At 67.1% G+C, this 18,733-nt stretch carries 16 protein-coding genes; 3 read left to right on the top strand and 13 right to left on the bottom strand.

Annotation, left to right across the window (positions count from 1 at the left end):
• Positions 1-91: 91 nt before the first annotated feature.
• The 11 genes from MNI96_RS01180 to MNI96_RS01130 all read right to left on the bottom strand — a co-directional run bounded on the left by MNI96_RS01180 (position 92) and on the right by MNI96_RS01130 (position 12,919).
• Entirely contained in the window at positions 92-1,012 is a 921-nt protein-coding gene (locus MNI96_RS01180; protein ID WP_249689611.1) for an ABC transporter permease, read from the bottom strand.
• 1 nt (position 1,013) lies between these two features.
• Positions 1,014-2,093: an ABC transporter permease gene (locus MNI96_RS01175; RefSeq protein WP_249689609.1), complete on the bottom strand. Its 1,080-nt coding sequence runs from the start codon at positions 2,091-2,093 to the stop codon at positions 1,014-1,016.
• Positions 2,083-3,663: an ABC transporter ATP-binding protein gene (locus MNI96_RS01170; RefSeq protein ID WP_249689606.1), complete on the bottom strand. Its 1,581-nt coding sequence runs from the start codon at positions 3,661-3,663 to the stop codon at positions 2,083-2,085. The genes MNI96_RS01175 and MNI96_RS01170 overlap by 11 nt, the downstream gene beginning before the upstream one ends.
• Positions 3,664-3,682: 19 nt before the next feature.
• Positions 3,683-4,702, bottom strand: coding sequence for a xanthine dehydrogenase accessory protein XdhC (gene xdhC / locus MNI96_RS01165; protein ID WP_249689604.1), 1,020 nt, complete (start codon positions 4,700-4,702; stop codon positions 3,683-3,685).
• Complete coding sequence (xdhB, locus tag MNI96_RS01160) at positions 4,702-7,041, bottom strand: xanthine dehydrogenase molybdopterin binding subunit (RefSeq protein WP_249689602.1); 2,340 nt, start codon at positions 7,039-7,041, stop codon at positions 4,702-4,704. The genes xdhC and xdhB overlap by 1 nt, the downstream gene beginning before the upstream one ends.
• A complete protein-coding gene (gene xdhA, locus MNI96_RS01155; protein ID WP_249689601.1) occupies positions 7,031-8,518 on the bottom strand; it encodes a xanthine dehydrogenase small subunit in 1,488 nt (495 codons plus the stop codon). Before xdhA ends, xdhB begins: the two co-directional genes overlap by 11 nt.
• A 3-nt stretch (positions 8,519-8,521) precedes the next feature.
• The gene (uraH, locus tag MNI96_RS01150) at positions 8,522-8,875 is read right to left on the bottom strand and encodes a hydroxyisourate hydrolase (RefSeq protein ID WP_249689598.1); all 354 of its coding nucleotides are present in this window, start codon (positions 8,873-8,875) and stop codon (positions 8,522-8,524) included.
• Between the two features lie 120 nt (positions 8,876-8,995).
• Complete coding sequence (locus MNI96_RS01145) at positions 8,996-9,937, bottom strand: LysR family transcriptional regulator (protein WP_249689596.1); 942 nt, start codon at positions 9,935-9,937, stop codon at positions 8,996-8,998.
• Between the two features lie 9 nt (positions 9,938-9,946).
• On the bottom strand, positions 9,947-10,924 hold the full coding sequence (locus MNI96_RS01140) for a quinone oxidoreductase family protein (protein WP_249689594.1): 978 nt from the start codon (positions 10,922-10,924) through the stop codon (positions 9,947-9,949).
• Between the two features lie 130 nt (positions 10,925-11,054).
• On the bottom strand, positions 11,055-11,780 hold the full coding sequence (locus MNI96_RS01135) for a CDP-alcohol phosphatidyltransferase family protein (RefSeq protein ID WP_249689591.1): 726 nt from the start codon (positions 11,778-11,780) through the stop codon (positions 11,055-11,057).
• Positions 11,781-11,938: 158 nt separating this feature from the next.
• Complete coding sequence (locus MNI96_RS01130) at positions 11,939-12,919, bottom strand: DUF2182 domain-containing protein (RefSeq protein WP_249689585.1); 981 nt, start codon at positions 12,917-12,919, stop codon at positions 11,939-11,941.
• A gap of 178 nt (positions 12,920-13,097) precedes the next feature.
• On the opposite strand from MNI96_RS01130, the gene MNI96_RS01125 reads away from it, so the two are divergent.
• Positions 13,098-14,333, top strand: a complete 1,236-nt coding sequence (locus MNI96_RS01125; RefSeq protein ID WP_249689578.1) for a UbiH/UbiF family hydroxylase — start codon at positions 13,098-13,100, stop codon at positions 14,331-14,333.
• A gap of 18 nt (positions 14,334-14,351) precedes the next feature.
• Here MNI96_RS01125 and MNI96_RS01120 read toward each other — a convergent pair whose 3' ends face one another.
• Both MNI96_RS01120 and MNI96_RS01115 read right to left on the bottom strand, forming a co-directional pair.
• Complete coding sequence (locus MNI96_RS01120) at positions 14,352-15,434, bottom strand: CaiB/BaiF CoA transferase family protein (protein ID WP_249689574.1); 1,083 nt, start codon at positions 15,432-15,434, stop codon at positions 14,352-14,354.
• Positions 15,435-15,480: 46 nt separating this feature from the next.
• On the bottom strand, positions 15,481-16,434 hold the full coding sequence (locus MNI96_RS01115; RefSeq protein ID WP_249689571.1) for an AEC family transporter: 954 nt from the start codon (positions 16,432-16,434) through the stop codon (positions 15,481-15,483).
• Between the two features lie 154 nt (positions 16,435-16,588).
• Here MNI96_RS01115 and MNI96_RS01110 point away from each other — a divergent pair, with 154 nt between their 5' ends.
• Complete coding sequence (locus tag MNI96_RS01110; protein WP_249689569.1) at positions 16,589-17,506, top strand: lysophospholipid acyltransferase family protein; 918 nt, start codon at positions 16,589-16,591, stop codon at positions 17,504-17,506.
• 142 nt (positions 17,507-17,648) lie between these two features.
• Positions 17,649-18,692, top strand: a complete 1,044-nt coding sequence (locus MNI96_RS01105) for an HpcH/HpaI aldolase/citrate lyase family protein (protein ID WP_249689567.1) — start codon at positions 17,649-17,651, stop codon at positions 18,690-18,692.
• The last annotated feature ends 41 nt before the right edge of the window (positions 18,693-18,733 follow it).

The following is an 18,733-nucleotide window of genomic DNA, read 5'->3' as shown; positions in this document are numbered from 1 at the left end:
CCTGTTTCAGCCCCCGCCGGAGATTCGCCGGCTTTCAAGATGGCAGGTGGCGGTTGGGGGCTGCCCCGTCCCGCGCCCGCTGGTCAGCGCATCACCGGTCCGGCACGAACGGCTTGCCTAGGCAGGCCGGCGTGTTGATACGGGTCAGGATACGGTTTCGCGAAATGATCACAAGCACTGCGATGGTCGCAGCATAGGGCAAGGCGGCCAAAAGCTGCGAGGGAACGCCGACCCCATGCGCCTGGGCATGGAACTGCAGGATACCGACCGCACCGAAGAGATAGGCGCCGGCCAGCACCCGCAGGGGGCGCCAGGTGGCGAAGACGACGAGCGCCAGCGCGATCCAGCCGCGACCCGCGGTCATGCCCTCGACCCATTGCGGGGTGTAGGCCAGCGACAGGTAGCCGCCGGCCAGACCGGCGCAGGCGCCGCCGAACAGCACCGCCAGATAGCGCACCTTGCGGACAGAAACGCCGAGCGCATGGGCCGAGCCGTGATTGTCGCCGACGGCCCGGATGATCAGTCCCGCACGGGTGCGGAACAGGACGTAGGAGACGGCGGCGACCAGCGCCAGCGACACGTAGACAACGAGGTCCTGGCCGAACAGCGCCCGCCCTACCACCGGCAGATCGCTCAGCACGGGAATCTCGATCGCCTGCAGCTTGACGCCCGGCCGGCCGACGAACGCCTCGCCGATCATGCCGGCAAGGCCGAGACCGAGCAGCGTCAAGGCGAGGCCGGTCGCAACCTGGTTGGCAACGAGATGGATCGTCAGGAAGCCGAAGAGCAGCGCCAGTACCATGCCGGCGAGCATGGCGCAGAGCACGCCGACATAAGGAGAGCCGGTCGCCTGGGCGGCGGCGAAGCCCATCACCGCGCCGAGGATCATCATGCCCTCGACACCGAGATTGAGAACGCCGGACCGCTCCACCACCAACTCGCCGATGGCGGCGAGCAGCAGCGGCGTCGCCGCGGTGATGACGGTCAGGAGGATCGCTTCGAACGCACCCATGTCAGGCCCCCTTCCCCGTGGCAGCAGGTCCGCCGAGCCGGATCCGGTAGAGGATCAGCGTGTCGCAGGCAAGGACGTAGAACAGCAGCATGCCCTGGAACACGCGGGTGGTCTTGTCGGAGATGCCGAGCGCCACCTGCGCCGCCTCGCCGCCGAGATAGGACAGCGCGAGAAGCAGGCCGGAAAACAGGATACCGATGGGGTTCAGCCGGCCGAGAAAGGCGACGATGATCGCCGTGAAGCCGTAGCCGGGCGAGATCACCGGCGTGAGCTGGTTGATCGAGCCGGACACCTCGCTGATGCCGGCAAGCCCTGCGAGCCCGCCCGACAACAGGAAGGCGAACCACACCATCTTGTTCTGCGAGAAGCCGGCAAAGCGCCCTGCCCGCGGCGCCTGGCCGAGAACACGGATCTCGAAGCCCTTGAGCGACTTCATCAGCACCACGGCGAGCGCTGCGACTGCAATCAGCGCGAAGATCGCGCCCACATGCATGCGCCCGTCGGCCAGGGCCGGCAGCGACGCTGCATCGGAAAAGATGCGGCTTTCGGGGAAGTTGTAGCCGTCCGGATCGCGCCAGGGGCCGCGCACCAGCCAGTCGAGCAGGAGCAGCGCGATATAGACCAGCATCAGGCTGGTCAGGATCTCGTTGGTGCCGAAGCGCACCTTCAGAAAGGCCGGGATCGCCGCCCAGGCCATGCCGCCGGCAATGCCCATCAGCAGCATCAGCGGCAGCGTAAAGGGGGTCTGGAAATCGGGAAACAGGATCGGCAGGACCGAGCCGGCAAGGGCACCTGCCGTGAACTGCCCCTCGCCGCCGATGTTCCAGGTGTTGGAGAGGTAGCAGACCGCAAGGCCGACGCCGATCAGGATCAGCGGCGTTGCCTTGACCACCAATTCCTGCAGCGACCAGGACGCGGTCAGGGGCTCGATGAAGAAGACATAGAGCGCCTCGGCCGGGTTCTCCCCCAGGGCCGCGAACAGGATGGCGCCGCTGACGAGCGTCAGGGCGAGCGCAATCACCGGCGACAGCAGGGCCATCGCAGTCGAGTGCTCGGCGCGTTTTTCCAGCTCAAGCCGCATGGGTCGCACCTCCCTGCCCTTCGTCCATCCCGCCCATCAGCAGGCCGATGCGCTCGCGGGTCATGGCTTCCGCCGGCTCGGCGTCCGACATCCGGCCGCGAGAGATGACGGCGATGCGGTCGGCGATCTCGAAGATCTCGTCGAGGTCCTGGCTGATCACCAAGACAGCCGACCCTTGCCGGCTGAGGTCGATCAGCTCCTGGCGGATGAGGGCGGCGGCGCCGGCATCGACGCCCCAGGTCGGCTGGTTCACGACCAGCACGCCGGGACGGCGGTCGAGCTCCCGACCGATGACGAATTTCTGCAGATTGCCGCCGGACAGCGCCCGCGCCTCGGCATCGTCATGCGACATGCGTACGTCGAAATTGTTCTTCAGCCGCTGTTCCAGCTGTCCTGCCCTGTCGCGGTCGACGAAGCCGCCGCGCACCAGCCCGTCGCCGGTGGAGTGGCGGGTCAGGACGATGTTCTCCGAGAGCCTGAGGCCGGGAACCGCGCCGTGACCGAGCCGTTCCTCAGGCACGAAGGCAGCGCCCGCACGCCGCCGCGCGGTGATGCTGCTGCGGCCGGCCGACTGGCCATCGATCTGCACGGCATCGGGGGCCGACAGCCGTTCGCCCGACAGGAGGTTGAAGAGCTCGCCCTGGCCGTTGCCGGCAATGCCGGCGATCGCCACGATTTCGCCGCCGCGCACCTTAAGATCGACATTGTCGATGGCAACGGAAAAGGGCCCGTCTGCCGGGGCGGACAGCCCGCGCAGCTCCAGCCGCACCGCGCCGGCCTCGGGGCGCGGGCCGCGGTCGAGATCGTGCACCGCGCTGCCCACCATCATCCGCGCCAGCGAGGCGGCGGTCTCCTGCGCCGGGTCGCATTCGGCGATAACCTTGCCGTGGCGCATGACGGTGGCATGGTGGCAGATGCGCTTCACCTCCTCCAGGCGGTGGGAGATGTAGAGGATCGCGCACCCCTCGGAAGTGAGCCGCTCCAGCGTCAGGAACAGCTGGTCGGCCTCCTGCGGCGTCAGGACCGATGTCGGCTCATCCATGATGATCAGCCGCGGCTCCTGCAGCAGACAGCGGACGATCTCGATGCGCTGGCGGATGCCGACGGGAAGGTCGGCGACGATGGCTTCGGGATCGAGCGTGAGGCCATAGTCGCGCGAGACCTCGCGGATGCGTGCGGACAATTCGCGCATCCCTGTCCCCTTGGGTAGGGCGAGCGCGATATTCTCCGCAACGGTCAGCGCCTCGAACAGCGAGAAATGCTGGAAGACCATGCCGATGCCGAGTTGTCGGGCCTCGGCCGGCGAGGCGATGGTCACCTCCCTGCCCTGCCAGTGCAGCGTTCCGCCGTTGGGCTCGAGCGCGCCGTAGAGGATCTTGACGAGTGTGGACTTGCCGGCACCGTTTTCGCCGAGGAGGGCATGGATCTCGCCGGCGCGCAGCGTCAGCGACACCGTATCGTTGGCGAGAACCTCGCCGAAGCGCTTGCTGATGCCGCGAGCCTCGAGCAGGATTTCGCCCTGTCTCTCACGGCCTGTCGCGGGCGGATCTGTCGGTGTCGTGGCTGTCATCGCTTCCCCCGCCGCGTTATCATACGAGCCTCATTCCCCCCGCAAGCCTGCCGCCGCGTTTGTTGTGGAAAGCTCCCGCCTGTTCGCGGCGAAGCATGAGTTCGGCCGCAACGGAGATAGCGATGGCCGCCGGCTCCTTCGAGGCGATGCCGGAGATGCCGATGGGACAACGGAAGAGCGCCAGCGTCTCCTCCCCGTGACCTGCGGCCCTCAATCGCGAGACCATGCGGGCGGCCTTGGTGGCGCTGCCGATCATGCCGACGCCGCCGATCCCCGGTGCCCGGAGCGCCGCATCGGCGATGGCGAGGTCGAGCGCATGATCATGGGTCATGATCAGCACCTCGGCCGGAACGGCCTGTGCAACAGCGCCCTCACCAAAGATCGCAGGCGGTTCTGCAATGTGGCGGGCCTCGACGCTGCGCGGCATGTGGGCGGGAAAGGCATTGGCGCGGCTGTCGACCCAGGTGACGCGGAAGGGCAGGCCCGCCAGCGCCAGGACGATGGCACGCCCGACATGGCCGGCGCCGAACAGCAACAGCCGGGTGTCACCGGCTGAGAACCGCTCCTCCAGCAGGCCGGCCGACAGCGCGAGGGGCGCATCCACCTTGCCCTCGCCGGCGACGATCTCGCGCGGGCCCACCTCCCCTTGCGCGCCAATCGCCGCGCGGGTCGCAAATCCGCCTCGCTCGGCAAGTTCGGCAAGACGCCGCGCCTCGTCGAGCCGGGCGGCCGAGAAGCTCTCGACCGCCAGCGTCACGCGACCGCCGCAGCACTGGCCGAGGTCGGGACCGAGCGTGAAGGTCCGCAGCTTCAGCATATCGGCCGAGGCCTTGTCCGCGACCTGCCCGGCCGCCATGGCGATGGCCTCGTATTCCAGCGAGCCGCCGCCGATGGTGCCGTGGAACGATCCGTCAGGCGCCACCACCATGCGCGCGCCGACTTCGCGCGGTGCCGAGCCCTGCAGCGCCAGCACGCTGACCATCGCGCAGCGGCCATGGCGCTCCAGCAGGTCACGAACGGCGCTCCAGGGATTGCGCATCAGCCGGCCCTGCTCCGCTTCATGGACAGGACGGCGTGCAGGATCGCTTCCGGGGTTGCCGGGGCATCGAGATCCGGGATCGTGCCGGGATTGAGGCTTGCGAGCGCGTCATAGATCGCGCTGAAGACGGAGATCGCCAGCATCACAGGCGGCTCGCCGACAGCCTTGGAGCGGTAGACCGTGGGGGACGGGTTGCCGGCCGAGGCATAAAGCGTCACCCGGAAATCCTCCGGTACGTCGGAGGCGGTCGGGATCTTGTAGGTGGAGGGAGCGTGCGTGCGCAGGCGTCCCCGGTCGTCCCAGACCAGTTCCTCTGTGGTCAGCCAGCCCATGCCTTGCACGAAGCCGCCCTCGATCTGGCCGATATCGATGGCCGGATTGAGCGAGCGGCCGACGTCGTGGAGGATGTCGACGCGGTCGACCCGCATTTCGCCAGTCATCGTGTCGACGGTGACCTCCGAACAGGCCGCACCGTAAGCGAAATAGAAGAAAGGCCGCCCGGAGGCACTGGGGCGATCCCAGGTGATGTTGGGCGTGGCGTAAAAGCCCGCCGCCGACAGTTGGATTCGCGCCAGATGCGCCTCGCGGGCGAGTTCGCCGAGCGTCATGGACCTCTCGCCGAGCTGCACGGAATTGTCTGCAAAGGAAATCGCGTCCGGCGGGACTTGGTAGCGCTCGGCGGCGAAGGCGACGAGGCGGTTCCGGATGGTTTCGGCGGCGATCTTGGCGGCCATGCCGTTGAGATCCGTGCCCGAGGAGGCGGCCGTCGGCCCGGTGTTGGGCACCTTGCCGGTATGGGTCGCGGTGATCTTCACCTTGTCGAGCGTGACGCCGAATTCCTCGGCGACGATCTGCGCCACCTTCTGGAATAGCCCCTGCCCCATCTCGGTACCGCCGTGGTTCAGGTGGATCGAGCCGTCGGTGTAGAGGTGCACCAGGGCGCCGGCCTGGTTCAGGTGCTTGAGCGTGAAGGAGATGCCGAACTTCACCGGCGTCAGCGCCAGACCCTTCTTCAGGATCGGACTGGATGCGTTGAAGGAGGCGATCTCTTGCCGCCGCCGGCGATAGTCCGAACTCTCCTCCAACTGATCGACGATAGCGTGCAGCGTCGCGTGCTCTTCCACCTTCATGCCGTAGGGCGTGACGTCGCGCCCCTCGCGGTAGAAGTTGCGCTTGCGCAGGTCCAGCGGGTCCACCCCGAGGCGGATCGCCAGCGCATCCATCATCCGCTCGGCAGCCAGCATGCCCTGCGGCCCGCCGAACCCGCGAAAGGCGGTGTTGGAGCAGGTATGGGTCTTCAGCCGGCGCGAATGGATCATCGCATCGGGATAGTAATAGCTGGAATCGGCGTGGAACATGGACCGGTCGACCACGCCGAGCGACAGGTCGGCCGAATAGCCGCAGCGGGCGAAGAGCCGCATGTCGACCACCCGCAACAGTCCTTCGGCATCGTGGCCGAGCTTCCAGTCGACGCGGAAGTCGTGCCGCTTGCCGGTCATGATCATGTCGTCGTCGCGGTCGAGCCGCAGCTTGCACGGACGTCCGGTCGCGCGCGCGGCGATGGCCGCAATCGCCGCCCAGTGGTTCGCCTGGGACTCCTTGCCGCCGAAGCCGCCGCCCATGCGGCGCACCTCCACCGTCACCGCAGCGTCCGGCACGGCGAGCACGCGGGCGATGATGTGCTGCGTCTCGCTCGGATGCTGCGAGGAGGTGTGGACGAACATGTCGCCGTCCTCTCCGGGCACCGCCAGCGACACCTGGCCTTCGAGATAGAAATGCTCCTGTCCGCCGATGCGCAGCGAACCTTCCATCAGGTGACTGGCGGTCGCAAGCCCGGTTTCAGGTGAACCCTTGCGGAACTGGTAGTCCGGCAGCACCGTCTCGTCCGCCGCCAGCGCGTCCTCGACGGTAAGAAGCGGCGGCAGGTCCTCCACCTCGATGCGGGCCTTGCGGGCGGCATGGCGCGCGGCCTCGCGCGTCGTCGCGACGACGGCAAAGAGCGGCTGCCCCCAGAACAGGATCTCCTCCTCCGCGAACATCGGCTCGTCGCCGAGCGCGGGAGAGACATCGTTCTTGCCCGGTATATCCGCCGGGCCGATCACCGCGACGACGCCCGGATGGGCGCGCACCGGATCGAGATCCAGCGAGACGATCCTGCCTCTTGTGGCATCACGCGCCCAACCGGGCACCACATGCAGCGTGCCGGCGGGCTCGCGGATATCGTCCACATAGACTGCGCTGCCGCTGACATGGCGGATGGCGCTGTCATGCGGCAGGGACTGGCCGACGCTGGCGAGCGCAGCGGCCGCGGGGGCTTCGCGTGTCCCGTCAGGCTGCATGGTCGACCTCCCCGCTGCGCAATCCGCTCACCCTCGTGCGTTCGTCCGGCGTTCCGCCGATCTCCACCAGGGCCTTGGCGAGCAAGGCGCGTGCCACCTCCTTGCGATAGGCGTCGCTGGCGCGCATGTCCGAGATCGGGGCGAAGTCGTCCGCCAGCGCCTTCAGCGCCGCCGCCCAGGTGGAAGGGCGGTCGGGCCGTGCGCCGATCAGGGCGAGTTCGGCGATCTCCGCGCGTTTCGGGGTCGCCGCCATACCGCCATAGGCGAGCCGCGCCTCGGTGATCGTGCCGTCGGCGAGCGTCACCCGCAGGGCGCACAGAACCGAAGAGATGTCCTGGTCGAAGCGCTTGGAGATCTTGAAGCAGCGGAAGGCGTGGTTCGGATCGAGCCGGGGCACATAGAGCCCGGTGACGATCTCGCCCGGTGCGCGGTCCTGCTTGCCGTAATCGATGAAAAAGGCTTCCAGCGGCAGTGTGCGGGAGTCCTCGCCCCGACGCAGCTCGATGGTCGCGCCGAGGGCGATGAGCGCCGGCGGGCTGTCGCCGATGGGGGAGCCGTTGGCGATGTTGCCGCAGACGGTGCCTGAGGCCCGCACCTGCCGCGAGCCGATCCGCCGCCAGAGTTCGCCGAGATCCGGATCGATCCGCGCCATGTAGGGATGGGCGGCGGCGAAGGTCGTGCCCGCCCCCATCAGCACGCCGCCCGGCGTCTCCTCGATGCGGTCGAGATCGCGAACCCGGCCGAGCCAGATGACCTGCGGCAGCTCGCGGAGCTGCTTGGTGACCCAGAGGCCGACATCGGTCGCCCCGGCGATAAGCGTTGCCTGCGGGTGTCGCTCGGCAAGCTCGGCAAGCGCATCCAGCGAGGCCGGTGCTGCGAAGAAGCCGCCCTCTGCCTGCGGGATGAACACATCGCGCGTGTCCTGCTCCATCGCCTGCAGCGCGGCGATGCTCTCGTCCGCGCGACGGGAGAATGCGTCGTCGATCTCGTTGAAACAGGCCTCCAGCGCCGCATCGACGATGGGCCGGTAGCCGGTGCAGCGGCAGAGGTTGCCGGCGAGCCAGTCGGTCACCGTCTTGCGCGTCGCTTGCCTTTCCGGCGCGTGGTAGAGCGTGAAGAGGCTCATCACGAAGCCTGGCGTGCAGAAGCCGCATTGCGAGCCGTGATGATCGACCATCGCCTGCTGCACCGGGTGAAGCTGTCCGTTCTCGGCTAGGTCCTCCACCGTCACCAGTTCGGCGCCGTCGAGCATGCCGAGAAACTGGATGCAGGAATTCACCGGCTGATAGACGAGGCGTCCCTCGACCAGCCGCCCGACCGCGACCGTGCACGCCCCGCAGTCGCCCTCCCCGCAGCCTTCCTTGGTGCCGACCAGACCACGCCGCAGACGCAGATAGTCGAGCACCGTCTCGGTCGGCCGCACGTCGGCCAGTTCGACGACACGGCCATTTTGCAGGAAACGGACGACCTCGCGCATTGCTCAACTCCCGCGATAGGTGGAATAGCCGAAGGCAGAGAGCAGCAGCGGTACGTGATAGTGGCCGGCCTCATCGGCGATCCCGAAGCGCAGCGGAATGATATCAAGAAACGGCGGATCCGGCAGGTTGGCGCCCGATGCCGCCAGGTAGGCGCCCGCCTCGAACCGCAGCTCATAGACGCCCGCGCGGAAGGCATCGCCCTCCAGCAGCGGCGCGTCGACCCGGCCATCAGCATTGGTGACCGCCGAACCGATCTGCTTCAACACGCCGCCTTCTTCGCGCCAGAGTGTCAGCGACAGGCCCGCCGCCGGCTTGCCGAGCGCGGTGTCCAGTACATGCGTCGTCAGTCGTCCCATGGTCCCCCTTCCACGCCTGCTGTTGCGCGACCGCTTGCTGCCTCCAAGTGATCACGCATTGTGCATGCCTTGAAAGGGTGCAGCAGCTTGAGCGCCGCGACCAGAAGATATTTTCGCCCTCTATGATGCCGAATTGGCATCGATCATGGCAAGGCGTGCTCGCAATGCGTCCATCGAATGCTCGAAGAACGCGCGTGCCGCATGACCGAGGCTTCGATGCGCCGAGGTCAGAATGGTGAAGCGGTCCCGCTTCAACGGCTGGTCCGCCAGCGGCAGGAAGACCAGCGACCCGTCGACCAGTTCCTGTTCCAGGCCGAGCGTGGTGAGGAAGGCGACGGTATCGTCGCTGCGGGTCAACTCCCGCATCAGCTTGAGCGAGTTCGCCTCCACGAAGGCGCCGGGCGGAAAGCCGCCATCCGACAGAGCGATGTCGAGGCGCTTTCTCAGCGAAAGGTCGGTGGAAGGAAAGCAGAACGGATACGACAGGCAGTCGCTGAGCGACACGCGCGCAAGCTGCGTCAGCGGGTGGCCGGGCCGCACCACGGCTCCGATCTCCAGATCCCGGTGGAAGGCAACGGAAAGGCGGGGGTCGTCCGGCGGCTCGAAGGCGAAGCCGACATCCGCCTCGCCGGCAATGATCGCCTCCACCACCTGCTCCGACCCGGTCAGCACTGTGTGCAGGTGAATACCGGGATAGTGGCGGCGAAAGGCGGCGACCACATCAGGCAGCAGGCTTTCGGTGACGCTCTCGACGCTGGCGATGCGCACGGTGCCCCGCTGCATGCCCGTCAGGGCGTCGAGGTCGCCGAGCGTTGCTTCCAGGTCGGCGAAGGTGCGGGCGACATGCGCCCGCAGGATCTCTCCTGCGGGCGTCAATTGCACCCCGCGCGCCAACCGGTCGAACAGGATGTGGCCGAGCGACTGCTCCAGCCACAGGATCTGCCGGTTGACGGCGCTCGAGGCGACGTTCAACTCACGCGCAGCCGAGCGGATCGACCCCGACCTGGCGACGGCCGCGAAATAGCGCAAAGCCGGGCCGTAGAGGGAGCGGGATCGGTCCATGGCTCGCGGTCAGGGCACGAGGACGGTGGTTCCGGTTGTCTTCCGCCCCTGCAGATCCTCATGCGCCTTCACGGCGTCGGCGAGCTTGTACTCCTGGTTCACCGCGATCTTCACGTCGCCCGAGCGCACCACGTCGAAGAGATCGTTGGCGGTCTCCTCCAGGTCGGCGCGCGAGGCGATGTAGGTGAAGAGCGTCGGCCGGGTGGCGAAGAGCGAGCCCTTCGGTCCGAGCAGGCCGAGATTGAAGTCGGTGATCGGGCCGGACGACTGGCCGAACGATACCCACATGCCGAGCGGGCGCAGGCAGTCGAGCGAACCGGGATAGGTGTCCTTGCCGACCGAATCGTAGACCACGTCGCACAGCTTGCCGCCGGTAATCTCGCGCACGCGCTCGACGAAATTCTCGGTCCGGTAGTTGATCACGTGAGTGTAGCCGTTGGCCCTGGCGAGCTCCGCCTTTTCCTCCGACCCGACCGTGCCGATCACCGTGGCGCCGAGCTTGGCTGCCCACTGGCCGGCAATCAGGCCGACGCCGCCCGCGGCCGCATGGAACAGCAGCGTGGTATCGGACGTCACCTTGTAGGTCTTGCGCAGCAGGTAGCGTGCCGTCATGCCCTTCAGCATCATGCCGGCAGCGGTCTTGTCGTCGATCCCGTCCGGGATCTTGACCAGACGGTCGGCCGGAATGAGGCGCTCTTCGGCGTAGGAGCCGAGCGGGCCGACATAAGCCACCCGGTCGCCCGGCGCCACGTGGGTCACGCCCTCGCCCACCGCGACGACGGTGCCCGCGCCTTCGTTGCCCGGAGTGAAGGGCAGGCCGGCCGGCGCCGGATAGAGGCCGGAGCGGAAATAGATGTCGATGAAGTTGAGGCCGACGGCGGTGTGGCGGATGAGCGCCTCGCCCTTGCCCGGGCTCCCTAACTCGATGTCTTCCCAGTGCATGACCTCCGGTCCACCGGTCTCATGCACCCTGATTGCTTTCACCATGTTTCGCTCCCATCGGGATGGTTCTCGATTGTGAGCCGGATGATGGGCGGCCCCGGCTGCGGCGGCAACCCCCTTTCGCATGATGGTGTTTTGCTTTTTCAGGCGTTTGCGCGCGGGAGGCGAAAAACCGTCAGCGCAGGCGCTCGAGCAGCTGGTGCAGGGCGGAAACGCCGAGGAGATAGATGCTGGTTGCGGCCAGCAGCCACTTCACCGGGCCGTCGGCCGACATGCCGTCGGCAATGGCAAAACCTGCGGCAACGAACCAGAGCAGCGTCACGGCCAGCGTCAGCGGACGCCAACGCACCACACGCACCGGATGGACGAAGCGGATCGGCGCGAAGGTCAGCGCGCACAGCGCGACGACGAAGAGCACGGTGAAGACCTGCGAGGACGACAGCACCATCAGGCCGAAGACGACCATGTTCCAGCCGGCCGGGAAGCCCTTGAAGGAGCCGTCCGGCTGCTTCATGCCGTTATCGGCGAAATAGAGCGCGCCGGTGAAGACCACCAGGCCGCCGCAGATCCAGTTCCACGGCGTCGACAGCATGCCGCTGGCTGCAAGCGCGAAGGCCGGCAGGAAGACGTAGGTCGCATAGTCGATGACGAAGTCGAGGGAGGCGCCGGACCATTGCGGCATGCGGCGCGCGATGTCGAAATGCCGGGCGAGCGGGCCGTCGATGCCGTCGATGACAAGCGCGATGCCGAGCCAGACGAACAGCATGGTCCAGTCGCCGCGCGAGCCGGCCAGCAGCGCCAGCAGCGCGATGGGGGCACCGAGCGCGGTCAGCACATGGATGAGGAACAGCGGATGCGCGCTTTTCAGCCTGTCCGCAACGCCAGCGTCGAGATCCGCCATCTTTCCCTTTGCCACAGGCTCAGCCTCGCAACCTGGTCCCGTTCCCCGCCGGAAGGGACGAGAGAATGCTTCCCCCTGCCCTTCCTATGCCCGCAAGAGGGCCGGACTGCAACAAGACTGACATGCTTTTGTCGTAAAAAGCGAGGCTAGATGCTCTCTCAGCCAGCCAACGATTGACGCCCGAAGGCTGCAAGCGACAATAGAAAGCTTCCCCACAGAAGCAGGAAGACGCCGATCACCTGCGGCAAGCGCTCGGAGAGGAACGTCTTTTCCAGGCCCATCAGGAGGCCCAGAAGCGCGATCCAGAGCACGTTCATGATGCCGACGGCGAACATCACCGTCATCAGCGCCCAGCAGCAGCCGAAGCAGAACAGGCCCTGCATGACGCCGAGGTGGAAAGTCTCGGCAAGCGAGGCCGGCCGATGGCTCGCGAAGAAGAGCTTCGGGTTGCGGCAGCGCCAGAGGCACGCCGCCTTGGCCGGCGTGAACTGGTAGATGCCGGCGGCGACCAGCGTCGTGCCAGCCAGCACCGTCGTCACCGGGGCCATCATCGGGGTCAAAGCGCCGGCCATCGTAAGCGCTGCCTGGGCCGCTGTCGCAACGACAGCATAGGCCATCCACACCGAGAGATAGCCGAGGGTCAGCACCAGCGTTGCCCGTCCGGCCGGCAGGCCGTAGCCGCCGGCCTGCGGATCCCGCCGGGCACGCTCTGCGAAACTCGCAATCACCAGCGCGGCCGTCGGCAGCATCATTGCCAGTGCCATCGCGACCCACATGACGAGCACGAGCAGCATGTCCTGCGCCGACCAGACGGCGGAAGCGGGCATGCCGAAAGTGGACGCCCCTTCCGGCAGGCAGATCGCGGCGAGCAGCGCGCGGGCCTCCGCCGGCAGCCCGGCAAAGATGTTGAAGGCATTGAACAGCGCCATGCCGGGGCCGAGCTCGCCCATGTCCATGACGGGAAGCATGGCCGCCACCATCGCCGCCAGATACATCCAGCCGGCCAGCGAAACGATGCCGATGCAGATCAGAACGACGGCACGCGGATGCCGGGCGGCAAGGCTCCAGATGCCTGGCTCCTCCTGCGGATCGCCGGCCCCGCCTGTTCCCTTTGCCGAAGTCTCGATGCCTGCCGACACGGTGCCGCTCCTTCGCTCCGAAACCTGCTCCGGAGGCTTTGCGGATGATAGACCGTTCAGGCCCACATGCCATCCGCGCCGTACCGGATGCGACCAAATGCGCTGCGCACGGGCTTGCATTACACCGCTGCCGCGTCATCTTTCCCGGCAAGGTTCCACCAATGATCGGAAGTTGGCCATGACACAGCGCAAAACCGCAACCGGCACCCCTTCGCGCGAGACCGATATCGCCGTCATTGGCGCCGGCCCCTCCGGCATGGCGATGGCGCTGCTGCTTGCGCGCCACGGCTTTCGCACTGCCCTTGTCGCCCCTGCCCTGCCGGCCTCCGACGACCGCACCACGGCGCTGCTGGAGTCCTCCGTGGAGATGCTGCGCTCGCTGAAGCTGTGGGATCGCATCGCGCCCCATACCGCGCCGCTGGAGCACATGCGCATCATCGACGCGACGGGTCGGCTGATTCGGGCGCCGGAAGTCGTTTTCGACGCGTCGGAGCTGAAACTGCCGGCCTTCGGCTACAACATCCGCAACGCCGAGCTCAACGCCGAGTTGGCCGAGGCTTGCAAGGCCGAGTCGCTGCTGGAGCGGATCGACGCCCGGGTCGACGGGCTGGAGACCGGCGAAAGCGGCGTTTCGCTCACGCTTTCCGATGGCAGCACGCTGAACGCCCGCCTGGTGGTAGGGGCGGATGGCCGCCGCTCGGCCGTGCGCGAGGCAGCCGGCATCGAGGTGCGCGAGTGGCGCTATCCGCAGTGCGCGCTGGTGCTCAATCTCGAGCACGACGCGCCGCATCACGATCACTCCAGCGAGTTCCACACCCCCACCGGGCCCTTCACGCTGGTGCCGCTCAAGGGCCGCCGTTCGTCGCTGGTCTGGGTGCAGGAGCCGGGCGAGGCCGAGCACCTGCATGCGCTCAACGACGAGACGCTGGCGCTGGAGATCGAGCGGCGTGCGTCCTCGATCCTCGGACGCATGCGGATCGTCGGAACGCGGCAGCTCTATCCGCTCGGCGGCTTGAGCGCGAAGACCGTGGCCTCCAATCGCTGCGCACTGATCGGCGAAGCGGCCCACGTTTTCCCGCCCATCGGGGCGCAGGGCCTCAATCTCGGCTTCCGCGATGTCGCAACGCTGGGCGAGGTGCTGGTGGCGGCCCGTCGCCGCGGCGAGGATATCGGCGCGCCGTCCGTGCTGGCGGCCTATGAGCGGGCCCGCCGGCCGGACATCGCCTCGCGCACGACCGCGGTCGACCTGCTCAACCGCTCGCTGCTGAGCGACCTGCTCCCCGTCCAGCTGCTGCGTGGACTGGGGCTTTATCTTGCCGGACGGGTGCCGCCGCTGCGCCGCTTCCTGATGCGCGAGGGCATCGCCCCCGCCATGGCGCGCCCGCGCCTGATGCGCGGGCTGACGCTCAGCTGAAACGTTGACCAAACGCCCCTAAATGGGCGCCTTGGCGCTGCGGCCGCCGCGGAAGACCGGGGCAATCGGCACCACCGTCGCCGGCAGGGCCACGTCGCCCGTCGTGACCTCGAAGTCGAACAGCCCGCGCTCGCGGAAATGCGGATCGCGGAAAGCCTCCGCGAGATCGGCGAGCGGGGCGGCGCAGCAATCCGCGGCGGCAAGCCGTGGCGCCCAATAGGCGGTGTCATGCGCGGCAAACGCCTCTGCCAGCGCCCGTCCCGACGCTTCAGGATCGCGGCGGTCGTCGCGCTCTTCCTGCGACAGGCCGAGCGTATCGCAGAGCGCGGTCCAGAATTTCTCCTCCAGAGCACCGACAGCGATCAGGCCGCCGTCGGCAGCGGTATAGATTCGGTAGCGCGGCGACGCCCCCGTCAGCAGGTCGGCGCCGTTGCCCGGTGCCTTGCCGGTCGCAGTGAGTTTCGCCTGGGCGAACAGGGCGAGCGTGAACATCGCGTCGCACATGGCGATATCGAGAACAGTGCCGTGCCCGTTGCGCTCGCGCGCGATCAGGGCGAGCAGGATGTTCATCACCGCCGGAAAACTGCCGCCGCCGATATCGGCGATCTGTGCCGGCGGCAGAACCGGCGCCTCGGCCGTGCCGCAGGACAGCGCGAGAAGACCGGTCAACGCCATGTAGGTGATGTCGTGCCCGGCATCGAGCGCGCGCGAACCTGTCTGCCCGAAGCCGGTGATCGAACAGTAGACGAGGCGCGGGTTGCGCTTCGTCAGCTCCTGCGGGCCGAGGCCGAGCCGCTCCATTACGCCCGGGCGGAACTGCTCCAGAACCACGTCGGCCGGATCGACAAGATCCAGCACCTTCTCGCGCGCGGCCGGGTCCTTGAGATCGAGCTCGATGCAGGTCTTGCCGCGATTAAGCATGGCATAGAGCGCGCTCGCCGGACCTGCCTTGGGCGGGAAAAAGCGCATATCCTCGCCGCCCGGCCGCTCGATCTTGATCACCGTGGCTCCGGCCTCGGCCAGCATCAGGCTGGCGAGCGGCCCGGGCAACAGTGTGCTGAAATCCAGCACGGTGATTCCGGCCAGCGGCTGTTGCGTCATTGGCATGGGTTTCCTCCCTCTCGCCCGTTCTTCTGCCGGGACGGACTTACTGAAGCGGCAGCAGGCCTTCCGTGATCAGATAGATGAAGACGGAAACGGTCACCGTCGAGGCGATGGTGCCGATCAGGATCGAGCTGGAGGCTCGCTGGATGTAGACATGATACTGCTGGGCGATCACGAAGACGTTCGCCGCAGGCGGAAGGCAGGCCATCAGGACGGCCGTCGCCACCCAGGCCGGCTCGACGCCGCCCATCCAGTTGAGCAGCAGCAGCACGATCAGCGGATGCACGATCAGCTTGACGGAGAGGATCACCGGCAGTTCCAGCGGCACCCGCCCCATCGGCTGCTGAGCGACCGTGACGCCCATGGCGAAGAGAGCGCAAGGAGCAGCCGCGTTGCTGAGGAAAGTCAGCAGCGTCTCGATCGCCTGCGGCGGCTGAAATTCGACCGCGGCCGCTAGAACACCGGCGATGGTGGCCAGAATGAACGGATGGGTGAAGATTCGCTTCACCACTGTGATCATGGTCTTCAGCGGCGGCTCGTTGTCGGTGCCGCCGATGGCCATCATCAGCGGCGTCAGCGTGAACAGCAGGATGTTGTCGAAACAGAAAACCAGCGCGGTCGGCACGGCAGCGGCCGGGCCAAGCACCGCCAGCGTCAGGCCCGGCCCCATGTAACCGACATTGGAGTAGGAGCCGGCCAGCGCCTGGATCGTCGCCTCGGGAATGTTGCCGCGCGAGGCCAGAACGCCGACGCAAAAGGCGATGGCGAAGGCGCAATAGGTGGCGAAGGTCGTCGCCGCCACATAGCCGATATTGGTGAGTTCCTCGATCGGCGTCTTGGCCAGAAGGCGGAAAAACAGCGCCGGCAGCGCGATGTAGATGATGAAGAACTGCATCCACGCCAGGCCGGACGCGGGAATGTCCTTCAGTTTTCCTGCGGCGACCCCGAGAAAGATCAGCCCGAAAAACGGAAGCGCCAGCGATATCACATTTTCCATCAGGGCCTCCGGCGGACGGGAGGGGCGCCCGCCAAACAGGGAGCGTGTTGCCAAGCCTCGACTGCTTGGGTAATCACCGCAGGCCTAGCGGGTTCGCACAGACCGGTCAACGGCAACGACCCTCCGCATAAATGAGTAGAGACGGCGACAGGCGATGACGCAGACCGATTCCCCCGGCGAAACCGGCAAACAGCCCGGCGAACGGCCCGGCGAGCGGGGCGGACTGCGCTACCGGCTGGAGTGGGGCCTGCTGAGTTTCGCCCTCTGGCTGCTGCGCCTGATGCCGCCGGACACGGCCTCCGCCGTCATGGGTAAGGCCTGGCGGCTGTTTGCACGCTTCAACAGCCGGCACCGGCGCGCACTCGGCAATCTCTCCAAGGCCATGCCGGACCTCTCTGCGGCCGAGCACCGGCTCATCCTGCTGGGAATGTGGGAAAATCTCGGTCGGATCGCCGCCGAGACGCTGCAGCTGGACCGGCTCGTCGCTGATCCCGACCGCTTCGAATATGATGTGGATGCCGTGCGCGACGCGGTGGGAGACAGCGGCGCGGTCGTCGTCTCCCTGCATGCTGGCAACTGGGAGGTCACGGCGATGGGCGGGCTTGCTGCCGGCTGGCAGCCGGTCGGCGTCTACCAGACCATCAAGAATCCGCTGGTCGACAAGCTGGTCTACGACCTGCGCGCCCGCATCTATCCCGGCGGCCTCTACGCCAAGAGCCACGAGACTGCGCGCCGCCTGCTGTCCATCGCCCGCTCAGGCGGCCGCACGGCGATGCTGGCCGACCTGCAGGACCGCCGCGGCGCGGTGATTCCCTTTTTCGGTCGCGACGCCTGGGCGACAGTCTATCCCGCCACCATCGCGCGCGCCGCCGGCGTCCCGCTGGTCGCCAGCCGGGTGGTGCGGCTGCCCGGCAACCGCTTCCGCATCGAGGCGCGCATCGTCGAGATGCCGCGCACCGGCGACCGCAAGGCCGATGCCCTCGCGGCTACGCAGCGCTATCATGCCCTGTTCGAGCAATGGATCCGCGAGAACCCGTCCCAGTGGATGTGGATCATGCGCAAGTGGCTGTGAGGTACCTGAGCGCCCAGCCTTCCCTCTCCTCACCGTTCGCCGAAGGTCCCGCTTGCGTGCCGCGCTGCGAAAGCCATTATATGCATCGCAACATAACAGGTGAGGAACCGCAACCAAGCGGACCGTCGGGGAGGACAATACCATGAAGACACCGCGCACCTTCTATCACCCGCTGGCCATCGGCGCACCGGCACCGCTGCGCGAACAGCCGGTCCGGCTCGAGCGCATGATCCATTTCGTGCCGCCGCATGTGGAAAAGATGCGCTCCAAGGTGCCGGACCTGATCCGCTCGGTCGATGTGGTGCTGGGCAATCTCGAGGATGCCATTCCCGCCGACGCCAAGACGGACGCGCGCCGCGGCTTCATCCGCATGGCGCAGGACAACGATTTCGGCAGCACGGGCCTGTGGTCACGCATCAACTGCCTGAACAGCCCCTGGGTGCTCGACGATCTGGTCGAGATCGTCACGGAGATCGGCGACAAGCTCGACGTTGTGATGCTGCCCAAGGTCGAGGGTCCTTGGGACATTCACTATATCGACCAGTTGCTGGCGCAACTGGAGGCGCGGGCAGGCGTGTCGAAGCCGATCCTCGTCCATGCGATCCTGGAGACCGCCGAGGGCGTGAAGAATGTCGAGGCGATCGCCACCGCGAGCCCGCGCATGCACGGCATGAGCCTGGGGCCGGCCGATCTTGCCGCCTCGCGGGGCATGAAGACCACCCGGGTCGGCGGCGGCCATCCGGACTACACGGTTCTCGCCGATGCGGGCGATGCCGGCGCACCGCGTCCGGCGTTCCAGCAGGACCTTTGGCACTACACCGTCGCCAAGATGGTGGATGCCTGCATGTCGGCAGGCATCAAGGCCTTTTACGGGCCGTTCGGCGACTTCTCCGATGCTGCTGCCTGCGAGGCCCAGTTCCGCAACGCGTTCCTGATGGGCTGTGTCGGCGCCTGGTCGCTGCATCCGAGCCAGATCGACATCGCCAAGCGCGTGTTCAGCCCGGAGCCGGCAGAGGTCTCCTTCGCGCTGCGCATCCTGGAAGCCATGCCCGACGGCACCGGAGCCGTGATGATCGACGGCAAAATGCAGGACGATGCCACTTGGAAGCAGGCAAAGGTGATCGTCGATCTTGCCCGTATCGTCGCGGCGAAAGATCCGGCTATGGCCGATCTCTACGGCCTATGAGCGGCTGAAGGAGCGAACAAGGACGAAGAGTGCGGGCTGCC

Origin of the sequence: Stappia sp. WLB 29, from assembly GCF_023507705.1 — a bacterium.
Classification (GTDB): domain Bacteria; phylum Pseudomonadota; class Alphaproteobacteria; order Rhizobiales; family Stappiaceae; genus Stappia.
Note: the sequence above shows the minus strand (reverse complement) of the source record. Positions and strands in the feature narration are given on the sequence as shown.